Source organism: Pseudoalteromonas sp. Ld19 (assembly GCF_045064135.1).
Taxonomy (GTDB): Bacteria; Pseudomonadota; Gammaproteobacteria; order Enterobacterales; family Alteromonadaceae; genus Pseudoalteromonas; species Pseudoalteromonas aliena.
Genome location: NZ_JBISHA010000021.1, coordinates 822,126 through 833,703, shown reverse-complemented (window position 1 = coordinate 833,703; position 11,578 = coordinate 822,126). Strand labels below are relative to the sequence as shown.

The following is an 11,578-nucleotide window of genomic DNA, read 5'->3' as shown; positions in this document are numbered from 1 at the left end:
AAGGCTGAATATGGAATTACATCAAGAGATTAAAACACTTGCTGCGCAATTAGGCGCTATTTTAACGGATAAATGCTTATGGATCACTAGTGCTGAGTCATGTACTGGTGGCGGAGTAAGTTATGCGCTTACAGATACGCCAGGAAGCTCTGCTTATATTGACCGTGCATTTGTCACTTACAGTAATCAAGCAAAGCAGGATTTACTGAATGTAAATAGTAGTACATTAATGCAATACGGTGCTGTGAGCGAGCAAACAGTACAAGAAATGGCATTAGGTGCAATTAAAGCAGCAAACGCTGATATTGCGATAGCTATATCGGGTATTGCAGGACCAGGTGGAGCTAGCAAAGATAAACCTGTTGGGCTTGTGTGGTTTGGCCTGCAGATTAATGGTAAAGCGTTTACATTTAAACGAGTATTTACCGGTGATAGAGCTCAGGTTCGTCTGCAGGCTATTGTATTTTCTTTAAAAATTATAATAGATGAGATAAAATAAAAAAATTAGCTTGATACTGTGATTTCATACAGTATACTTGGTTCCATTAGCTGGATTTGGAGAACAAAATGAACGATAACAAACAAAAAGCGTTGGACGCAGCACTATCACAAATTGAACGTCAATTTGGTAAAGGCTCAATCATGAAATTGGGTGATAACAAAGCGTTAAACATTGAATCTGTATCTACAGGATCATTAGGCATTGATATTGCTTTAGGCATAGGTGGTTTACCTATGGGACGTATTGTTGAAGTGTATGGCCCTGAATCATCTGGTAAAACAACGCTTACTTTACAAGTTATCGCAGAGGCACAAAAAGAAGGCAAAACATGTGCCTTTATTGATGCTGAGCATGCTTTAGATCCAGTTTATGCACAAAAGTTAGGTGTGAATATTGATGACCTTTTTGTATCGCAACCAGATACCGGTGAGCAAGCATTAGAAATTTGTGACATGTTAGTGCGCTCAAGCGCGGTAGATGTTGTTATTATTGACTCGGTTGCTGCACTTACACCAAAAGCTGAAATTGAAGGCGACATGGGCGACTCGCACATGGGCTTACAAGCACGTTTAATGTCACAAGCATTACGTAAGCTTACTGGTAACATTAAACGCTCTAACACGTTATGTATTTTCATTAACCAAATCCGTATGAAAATTGGTGTTATGTTTGGTAACCCAGAAACAACAACAGGTGGTAATGCACTTAAGTTTTACGCATCTGTTCGTATTGATATTCGTCGTATTGGTTCTGTTAAAGAAGGCGACGAAGTTGTTGGTAACGAAACACGCGTTAAAGTTGTTAAAAACAAAGTTGCGCCGCCGTTTAAACAAGCTGAATTTATCATCATGTATGGTGAGGGTATTTCTAAGCAAGGTGAGTTAATTGACCTAGGTGTTAAGCACAAAATTGTTGAAAAAGCAGGTGCTTGGTATAGCTACTGTGGTAACAAAGTTGGCCAAGGTAAATCTAACTCGATTAAATTCTTGAAAGAAAATCCAGAAATTGCAGATGAGATTGAAGGTAAATTACGCGAAATGCTTTTATTAAAAGCAACTATTGAGCCAGAAGATGGTGAAGATAAGTTAGGCGATGATCCAGACCTTTAAACAGTCTTAAATGAGTTTTTAAGCTTGATTTGACCCGAGCTTTAAAAAGCGCTGATCAGTAATGATTAGCGCTTTTTTGTTGTTCAAAACTCGAAGCGGATAAAAATAAAAACGACACATTAAAAATGTGTCGTTTTTTAATTTAACCGCAAAAATCTACAGCCTTAAATAAATCAAATATATTTATAACTGCCAGTTTACAGATAGGCCGTAGTTACGTGGTGCACCGTAGTAACCTTGTGCCCAGTATAGGCTGTGCAAATATTTTTCACCGGTGGTGTTATTAACGTTGAAAGTGACTCCTACGTTATCTGTAATTTTGTAAGTGGCCATTAAATCAAGTAATCCGTATGCATCTTGATTTGTGGTAACAGCCGCCATACCGTTAGCATCTTTAACTTGAACGCGGCTAGTTGAATCCTGCCAGCGGTAATTTGCGCCAAACGATAAACCATCAACTAGCGGAACTTGGTAAGTTGCTGCCACTTTAAGTTGGTTTTCTGGTGTGTAGTCTTTTACTAGGTCATCACCATCAATACTTAAATTACTGAAGCTAATACTTGCACTTAAATCGTCTGTAAACTTACCACTTAGTTCGACTTCAAAGCCGTTACTGTTAATCCCATCGGCTGCATAATAACGTGTATCACCAGGTACGGAATTAGGAAGAGCAACAGCAAGGCCATCTTGTTTTGCATCAAAATAAGCAAAGGTTACAAACAATTGATCGTCAAGAAGCTGCGCTTTAACACCTACCTCACTACTTTTACCAGTAATAGCCGGAAGTTGATTCGCATTTATATCAAGCTCTTTTTGCGGTACAAATGTTTCTGTGTAGCTCGCATATGCAGATAACGTATCACTGAAGTCATACACGGTACCTATGTATGGTATTAACTCTGAGTCACTGCGTGTTTGAGACACGCTATAAGCTGTACCTTTTGTTTCCCAATCAGTATAACGAACGCCAGCAAGTAGGCTTAGCGGTTCATTTAATTTAAGGCGTGTAGATATATAAGCTGATTTTTGTTCGTTAGTTATATCACTCCCATTTTCTCTATCAGCAAGGGTTGCCTCTGGCATTACGCCATCCCATGTTTTAAGAGATGGCATTGCTGGAAAGCCATTACCTGTTGTGTAATCGTAAAGCGACAGGTCTTTGTAATCCATTTTTGCTTGGCTAACACCAAACGATAGGTCGTGCTCTTGGCCAAATAAATCAAATTTACCACTGGCATATAAATCAAATAAATCGTGTTTATCGCTATAATCATAGCGGCTAGCATAACCTGTTAAACCGAGCTCTGTTTCTTTGTTTGGCGTGCCATATACGAAAAACAATTCCGATTTTTGATCATTTTTAACATGAGCATAACGCGCTCTAGCCACCCATGTTGCTGATAAGTTTTGCTCAAGTGTTACATATACTTGCTCTGCACTGTTATCCCAGTAAGACCAATCGGCAGCAGTGCTGGTTGATTCGTCATAGTCAGTAGGTGTGCCATCTGTGTAATAAAGAGGAAGTGCGCCCCAAAGCGGGCTGTCGGCATCTTTTTGTTGATTCACGTAATTAACGCTAAGCGATGTACTGTCTGTTAATTTGCCTTCGTAGGCTAAATATACAATCGTTTTATCTGTCTCATAACGATCGAGGTAAGAGTCAGCTTTTTGTTTTGTAAATACCGCACGTACAGCATGTTCGTCATTTATTGGTGTAGATACATCTAAATCTAAACGTTTTTTATTCCACGAACCATAAGAAGCAGATGCATTAGCTTGCGTTGTATATGTTGGTTTTTTTAACACCATGTTGACGGTCGCTGAAGGATTACCTGCACCTGTCATTAAACCGTTTGCTCCACGCACAATTTCAACGCGGTCATAAATTGATGTATCAAGACTGCCTTGAATAGAGCCTGAACTTTGCGGAATGCCTAAGCCATCAACTTGGAAATTGGTGATTTCAAAACCACGAGCTTTAAAATAAGTACGGTCAGTTTCTATTTGTTCTACCGTTACACCTGGTGTGCTTTCTAATACAGAATTAATATCGTCTAGTGAAAAGTCGTCCATTAGGGCACGTGAAACAACTGAGATTGACTGCGGCGTTTCTTTTATTGTTAAGCCTAATTTTGTAGCCGATTGTGCTTCTTCTGTGATGTAGTTTTTATGATGCTGGCCATAGACTGCAATTTTTTCGAGAGGTTCATCTTTTGCTTTCACTTCATCTGCAAAAGCATAACCAGATAGAATTAAAGAAGTAGCAAAGCTTAGTTTAGATAAACGCAAAACTTGAGGGGACGACATGAGTTTTTCCAATTAGTTCAAAAGAAGTGCGTAATTTAATCTAAATGATATTGATTTGCAATTGCATTTTATTGTTTTTATCCATAATTTTTAGTGTCATATATAAAAGCTAACTCTAACTTTAATCATGATCATAAAAAAACGGCCGAAGCCGCTTAAAGGAAGTAAACTGTTTTTACTTAACCTGAGCTCTGTTTAAGAGATTTACTAACGTATTGAATCATGTTGATATTTAAATTTATTTTCTAGCGCTGAAAATAGCTGCTCGAGATAGATTTATTATCCAGAGTTCAGGTTATTTATTAAAAAGAGTATTTTACAGAGAACTGCAGGCGCTCTAAATCGCCATCAACGCCGCTTTCTGTTTCTCGCTCAGCATGTTTAAATTCAGCACCAAACGTTAAGCGTTTAACTGGAGAGTATAAAATATTGGCACTATAGCTTTGGCTTGATTCAGTTGGATCGCCAGAAATAGCAAGTAAGTCTGCGTTGTTATCTGCTGAAAAGAACGAATAAAGGAATGTTGAACGCCATTGGCTGTTCCACTTGTGCTGATAAGCAACAAAACCAGACGTAGAATCTATTGCATCGAGATCATCGCCATTAAGAACAGCACCGTGCGCTACGTTTAAGCCTACGTATCGGCCTAAGCCTTTACCTTGAGTAAGCATAAATTTAAGGTTGTCATCGCCTAGATTTATTTTACCGGATGCGCTTATACCAAACGATGTTTCATCAGCATCTACAGCGCCTACTTTATAAGTTAGTTGGCGTGCAAGTGCTGCTACAACTATATTACCCCAGTCAGCTTTGTGCGTATAACGCGCTGTAAAATCTGGTAATGATGCATCATCAGTAACAGCCATTCCGCTAGCTGTAGAAATTGTACTTTCTGGATTTTCTAATGAAAAAGACCATGCGCCAGTTGTGTATTTAATTTGAGATTGACGAACAAAAACAGTGCCTTCAGCTGGACCTACGAAATCAAGCGTTTCTGCAAGGGCACCCACATTTTGAAAATTTGACCATGTTTGACCAAATAACCAGCCGTCATAGGTTACAAAGGCATGGCGAATACGTGGAGCATATGAATTTGAAACGCGTTCGTTACCGCCGGTAGCTGATGCTAAAAAATCAATTTCAATTTTAGTTTTTATCGTTTTACCGTTATCCATAACGGTGGCAGTACCAAAATTAAAACGAGATTCACGGGCATGCATATCAAACACCGCATCAGAGTTGCTATCGTTACCAACAGTCAGTGTGCTTGGAACGTAAAAATCACGTCCTACATTTGAACCTGCTGGTGCACCCGCTGAATAATCACTCCACATAGAGTCGAGTTTAATATATCCACCGTAGTTAAATTCTGTATCACCAATTTTTGCTGCTGTTGCCGCATAAGCTGTGCTCGAAAGTGCACAGATAACAGTGCTTGCAGCCAATGTTTTTAATGGAGTAAATTTCATTGTAGTGTCCTTTATTTAGACTACTTGTTGTTTGTTGCTTTTTTATTCACAATTTTTTTATAACACTTGCTACGAGTATTACTTGCTAATAAAAAGAGGTTTAGTAAGTTCTTATAGTCAATAACCAGAACTCTTGATAACAATGCCAATCTGCATAAATCTTTGAACAATTTAACGAATTAAATTGCACTATAACGTCGTTAAAAATTTTTTATTTAGAACAACTAAATACAAAGATTTTTGCCTAGTTCTAGCGTAATTTTCTTAACGTTAAATAGACCCCATATATAAGCAGGTTGGTATAAATCTATCTCAAGCCACTATTTTTAGTGCTAACTGCGTTGAATTTACTGACAATCAGCCCGCTATTAACATGTAAATCCGTTATGTTTTCACTGAAAACTTCTGGCTAGAGAAAAATATATTTAACTTTTGTGTTTGCTACTGTTGAGTATGTGTAATATTTACTCAATAACCTATTGGTCTATAAGACTAAGGTTTAAGGCCAAGCGAGTATGTATTCACTTATATTTAACGTCTTGTATTTTTTATGTAAAAAATTGAAATCAGTAAGATTATAAACTACATATTAGCAATTTGAAGGGATGTACAACTAAGGTCTAATACTTAATAAAGCACTGCTGAGTAATCCTTGATAAGAGCCAAAGGCAAGTAATTTAATGGAGACGAAGATGTCACAAAGTATCTATCCTGTTCCTGCGCACATTAAAGACGCAACACTCATCGATAAAAATAAATACGATACGCTTTACAAGCAATCAATTGACGATCCTCAAAGCTTTTGGGCTGAGCATGGTAAACGTCTTGACTGGTCGACTCCTTATTCAATCGTTAAAAACACATCATTCGACAAAGGCCACATTAGTATTAAGTGGTATGAAGACGGTTATCTTAATGCCTCTTATAACTGCATTGATCGCCATCTAAAAACCAAAGCAAATAAAACAGCGCTTATTTGGGAAGGTGATGACCCATCTCAAAGTGAGAATATTACTTATCAGCAATTACACGATGAAGTCGCTAAATTTGCGAATGGGTTAAAAAAACTAGGTGTACAAAAAGGTGACCGTGTAGCTATTTACATGCCAATGACACCTCAGGCAATTTACGCAATGCAGGCATGCGCACGCATTGGCGCTATTCATTCTGTTGTATTTGGTGGTTTTTCGCCATCAGCGATTGCAGACCGTATTAGAGATTCGGGCGCTAAAGTTGTTATTACTTCCGATGAAGGGCGACGCGCGGGCAACTGTGTGCCATTAAAAGCAAACGTTGATGAAGCAGTAGCGCAAGATTCAGTTACAACGATTGAGCACGTTATTGTGCATCAATTAACGGGTGGCGAAGTTGATTGGCACGACCATGATATTTGGTGGCATGATTTAGTGGCTGATTTACCAGCGCAATGCGCGCCTGAGCCAATGAACGCAGAAGATCCATTATTTATACTCTATACATCGGGCTCAACGGGCCAGCCAAAAGGTGTTGTACACACAACCGGTGGTTATCTAGTTTACGCATCAATGACTCACGAATACGTGTTTGATTTACAAGAAGATGATGTTTATTGGTGTAGTGCTGATGTGGGCTGGATCACAGGTCACAGCTATATCGCATACGGGCCACTTGTAAATGGCTGTACACAAGTTGTTTTTGAAGGTGTGCCTACCTACCCAACCGCAGGACGAATGGGTGAAGTAGTTGATAAACATGGCGTTACTATTTTATATACCGCACCGACTGCAATTCGTGCCTTAATGGCTAAAGGTGACGAACCAATCGCTTCATCAAGTCGCGACAGCTTACGTATTTTAGGATCGGTCGGTGAGCCAATTAATCCAGAAGCGTGGACTTGGTATTTTGAGAGTATTGGTAAATCGAATTGCCCAATTGTTGATACATGGTGGCAAACAGAAACGGGCGGTATTATGATAACCCCGCTGCCAGGTGCAACCGATACGAAGCCGGGCTCTGCAACACATCCATTTTTTGGTATTGCGCCAGCATTATTTGATGCCGAAGGGAATACACTAGAAGGCGCAGTTGACGGTAATTTAGTTATTTTAGATAGCTGGCCATCGCAAGCACGCACTGTGTATGGCGATCACGAACGCTTTGAACAAACTTACTTTAGTGCATACCCAGGCGTGTACTTTACTGGTGACGGTTGTCGCCGTGATGAGGATGGTTATTACTGGATAACAGGACGCGTTGATGACGTATTAAATGTATCGGGACATCGCTTAGGAACAGCTGAAATTGAAAGTGCATTGGTATCACACGAAGCGGTCGCTGAAGCTGCTGTAGTGGGCTATCCACACGATATTAAAGGCCAAGGGATTTATGTTTATATTACGCCTAATGAAGGTGTAATAGTGAGTGAAGAACTGACAAAAGAGGTACGTAATTGGGTGCGCAAAGAGCTCAGTCCTATTGCGTCTCCAGATATGATTCAGTGGTCACCTGGTTTACCAAAAACACGTTCAGGTAAGATTATGCGTCGTATTTTACGTAAAATTGCAGCAAATGAGCACCAACAGCTTGGTGACACATCAACACTTGCTGATCCATCAGTCGTGGATGAGCTTATCGAAAATCGATTAAATCGTTAAATATGCGTTAAAAACTTGATTACAAGTTGATTCTAAACGTAGTATATCGGCTGTTGCTTAGTAATAAGTAACAGCCGAATTTTTTAGGAGTGAACCATGAGTCAGTTTTTAATAGCGGACGATCACCCGTTATTTCGTGAAGCACTAAAGGGCGCACTGAGCGCAAAATTTGCAGATTTAGACGTTTTCGAATCATCAGATTTTGACAGCACATTGCAGGTGTTAAGCGAACAAGAAGATCTTGATATATTACTGCTAGACCTTCATATGCCAGGAAATGGCGATTTGTATGGCCTAATCCGTATTCGCGAAGAATATCCAAGCTTACCTATTGCTGTTGTTTCAGGTAGCGAAGATGCCAATATCGTCTCTAAAGTAATGGGTTATGGTGCAATGGGGTTTATTCCTAAATCATCTTCCTCAGATGATATTGCCAGCGCAATTAATCAAATACTTGAAGGCGATACATGGTTGCCGGTAGAGCTAAAAAATAAAGTAGCCGAGATTGAAGGTGAAGACCGAGAAATTGCTGCGCAAGTCGCCTCGCTTACACCACAGCAGTATCGTGTTTTACAGTATTTACACGAAGGCTTACTTAATAAGCAAATTGCTTACGAGCTTCACATCTCTGAAGCAACCATCAAAGCGCACATCACTGCTATATTTAGAAAACTTGGCGTATACAACCGCACACAAGCTGTACTTATTGCCGCTAAATTGCAATTAGAGCCTATTGAGCAGTCATAAAAAATCGGAAACTAAAGAGAGCTTTTGTGCCAATTGCATTCAAAATATGATTATTTTAGCCAACTGTTTCTTTGGCGCTACAATAAGGTATTAACAATTGGTATTACGGCTCTGTTTACCTTTGGCTATTTTAACCTTCCTCACAAGCTATTCACCTTTTATACATGATCTAATTTACAAAAAATGCTAGGTTACGACAATTTTGTAACTTTAAGAGCAGAGTATGACAGACTCCACACACTCATCTAGTAATAACCCAAATAACAAGGGCCTATTTAATCGATTTTTAGCCACTGTTGAATTTTTAGGAAACATGCTGCCACACCCCATTACTTTATTTGCAATATTTGCAGTCGCAATTGTTGTATTTAGCGGTATTGCTGATTGGTATGGCCTAAGTGCAATAGATCCTCGCCCAGAAGGTGCATCAGGGCGCGCTCCTGATGGCGTTATTGAAGTGGTTAGTTTATTGAGTGCTGAGGGATTACAGCGGATCATGACAGGACTTGTCACTAACTTTACTGGCTTTGCACCACTTGGCACAGTGCTTGTTGCATTGCTAGGTGTGAGTGTTGCAGAGCATTCAGGTTTACTTTCTGCTGCGATGCGAGGCATGGTGATGGGCGCATCTAAGCGTTTAGTGACGTTTATGGTGGTATTTGCCGCTATTATGTCTAACACCGCCGCTGAGCTTGGTTATGTTGTACTGATCCCGCTTGCAGCAATGATATTTCATAGTTTAGGACGTCATCCTCTCGCTGGATTGGCAGCTGCATTTGCTGGTGTGTCGGGCGGATATAGCGCTAACTTATTATTGGGTACTATCGATCCATTATTGGCAGGTATTACAACACCCGCTGCGCAAATGATTGACCCTACGTATGTGGTAGGCGCTGAGGCAAACTGGTATTTCATGATGATATCGGTATTTTTAATTGCCATTTTGGGTACTCTTGTAACCGAAAAAATAGTAGAGCCACGCTTAGGTAAATACAACCCAGATGAAGCGAGTATCGATTTATCACAAAACAGCATTGATAGACTGACAAAACAAGAAAAGTCAGGTTTAAAATGGGCAGGTGTATCGTTATTAGTTGTTTCATTATTACTTGCGTGGACTATTATTCCAAGCGACGGCATTTTACGAAACCCAGATACGGGAGAGGTTGCTGGTTCGCCTTTTTTAAAAGGTATTGTGGTTATTATTTTTGTGACATTTAGTATTCCTGGTTTTGTATATGGGCGTGTTGTAGGCACCATGAAAAACGATAAGGATGTAATAAATGCCATGAGCAAAAGTATGAGTTCCATGGGACTTTATATTGTACTGGTATTTTTTGCAGCGCAGTTTGTTGCCTTTTTCAAGTGGACTAATTTAGGTACTATTTTAGCTATCAATGGTGCTGCGTTATTACAAGCACTTAACCTAACAGGCCCAGAAGTATTTATACTGTTTATTTTAATGTGTGCCTTAGTTAATTTAAGTTTAGGCTCATCTTCAGCGCAATGGGCGATTACCGCGCCTATATTTGTGCCTATGTTAATGTTAATTGGCTATGCGCCAGAGACGATTCAAGCGGCTTATCGTATTGGTGATTCAGTGACCAATTTAATAACACCAATGATGAGTTATTTTGGTTTGATATTAGCCGTTGCAGTTAAATATAAAAAAGATATGGGTATAGGAACGTTGGTTGCCACAATGTTACCGTACAGCATGGTGTTTTTTGTAGGCTGGGTTATTCTATTTTATGTTTGGGTGTTCTTATTGGGAATGCCTGTAGGGCCAGAATCACCTACATATTACACGCCTTAAAAAATTAGCGTGTACGTTAGTTAATCTGTAATAATTAAAAAGCCAGCTAAGCTGGCTTTTTTATGCGTACTAACTTTTAGCTAAATACGACGGTTTTATTGCCATTAATAAATAGTTTATGTTCAGAGGCTAATTGTAGCGCTTTACAAAAAACGGTTTTTTCGACGTCTTTACCTATTTTAGCCATCATTTCTGCGGTGTTAGCATGTGTAACATGGGTAACGTCTTGCAAAATAATAGGCCCTTCATCAAGCTCATTATTTACAAAGTGGGCCGTTGCACCAATAATTTTTACACCACGTTCAAATGCTTGGTGGTAAGGTTTAGCACCAATAAATGCAGGTAAAAACGAGTGATGAATATTAATGATTTTACCATCAAATCGACCCACAAATTCAGGGCTTAAAATACGCATGTATTTGGCAAGACCAATAATGTCAGGGTTGTAGCTGGCAATTAAATCAGCTACTTTTTTATCGTGCTCGCTGCGGGTGAGCCCTTCATGCGATATAACATGAAACGGCACGTTAAACCCTTTTACGAGCGGTTCTAAATCAGCGTAGTTAGCAATGACAGCGAGTACTTCAATATTAAGTGTTTGCTCAAACTGCTTTAATAACATGCCACCTAAACAATGTGCTTCTTTGGTGGCAAGTAATACCACTTTAGTTTTTGCATCATTGTGCAGTGCAAGTTTAGCGCCTTGAGGTAATAGCGAACGTAGCTGCTCTAAAAAGTCACTTTGCGGCTCACCTGTAAGCTCTGTACGCATAAAAAATCGTTGTGCGTCTTTATCTACAAATTCGTTATTGCGTGTAATATTTAAATTATTTTTATGACAAAGTCCTGTGATTTTAGCGATTAAGCCTACATCATCAGCACATTGGGTGGTTAGTATATAGCTCATTTTCCTCATTCTTACCCAGTGATTAATATTTCATTATTTGTGTTTTAGCGTATAAAGCAAGGGCTTTGTGCACTAATACAGTATTAAT

General features: G+C 39.3%; 8 protein-coding genes. 5 read left to right on the top strand and 3 right to left on the bottom strand.

Translation table 11 applies throughout. From position 1 onward, the window contains the following. The first annotated feature begins 10 nt into the window (after positions 1-10). Complete coding sequence (gene pncC / locus ACJJVZ_RS15800) at positions 11-499, top strand: nicotinamide-nucleotide amidase (RefSeq protein ID WP_405601823.1); 489 nt, start codon at positions 11-13, stop codon at positions 497-499. Between the two features lie 68 nt (positions 500-567). Next, positions 568-1,611, top strand: coding sequence for a recombinase RecA (gene recA, locus ACJJVZ_RS15795; RefSeq protein WP_405601821.1), 1,044 nt, complete (start codon positions 568-570; stop codon positions 1,609-1,611). A gap of 183 nt (positions 1,612-1,794) precedes the next feature. Here the strand turns inward: recA and ACJJVZ_RS15790 are convergent, their stop codons facing one another. After that, the gene (locus ACJJVZ_RS15790; protein WP_273046490.1) at positions 1,795-3,918 is read right to left on the bottom strand and encodes a TonB-dependent siderophore receptor; all 2,124 of its coding nucleotides are present in this window, start codon (positions 3,916-3,918) and stop codon (positions 1,795-1,797) included. A 302-nt stretch (positions 3,919-4,220) separates the two neighbouring features. Beyond that, positions 4,221-5,387, bottom strand: coding sequence for a DcaP family trimeric outer membrane transporter (locus tag ACJJVZ_RS15785; RefSeq protein ID WP_405601819.1), 1,167 nt, complete (start codon positions 5,385-5,387; stop codon positions 4,221-4,223). A 692-nt stretch (positions 5,388-6,079) separates the two neighbouring features. On the opposite strand from ACJJVZ_RS15785, the gene acs reads away from it, so the two are divergent. The 3 genes from acs to ACJJVZ_RS15770 all read left to right on the top strand — a co-directional run bounded on the left by acs (position 6,080) and on the right by ACJJVZ_RS15770 (position 10,583). After that, positions 6,080-8,020, top strand: coding sequence for an acetate--CoA ligase (gene acs, locus ACJJVZ_RS15780; RefSeq protein WP_405601816.1), 1,941 nt, complete (start codon positions 6,080-6,082; stop codon positions 8,018-8,020). Positions 8,021-8,116: 96 nt separating this feature from the next. After that, the gene (locus ACJJVZ_RS15775; protein ID WP_077537138.1) at positions 8,117-8,767 is read left to right on the top strand and encodes a response regulator transcription factor; all 651 of its coding nucleotides are present in this window, start codon (positions 8,117-8,119) and stop codon (positions 8,765-8,767) included. A gap of 223 nt (positions 8,768-8,990) precedes the next feature. Next, on the top strand, positions 8,991-10,583 hold the full coding sequence (locus tag ACJJVZ_RS15770) for an AbgT family transporter (RefSeq protein ID WP_182701114.1): 1,593 nt from the start codon (positions 8,991-8,993) through the stop codon (positions 10,581-10,583). A 76-nt stretch (positions 10,584-10,659) separates the two neighbouring features. On the opposite strand, the gene purU is transcribed toward ACJJVZ_RS15770, so the two are convergent. Beyond that, on the bottom strand, positions 10,660-11,490 hold the full coding sequence (gene purU / locus ACJJVZ_RS15765; RefSeq protein WP_182701113.1) for a formyltetrahydrofolate deformylase: 831 nt from the start codon (positions 11,488-11,490) through the stop codon (positions 10,660-10,662). Between the last annotated feature and the right edge of the window lie 88 nt (positions 11,491-11,578).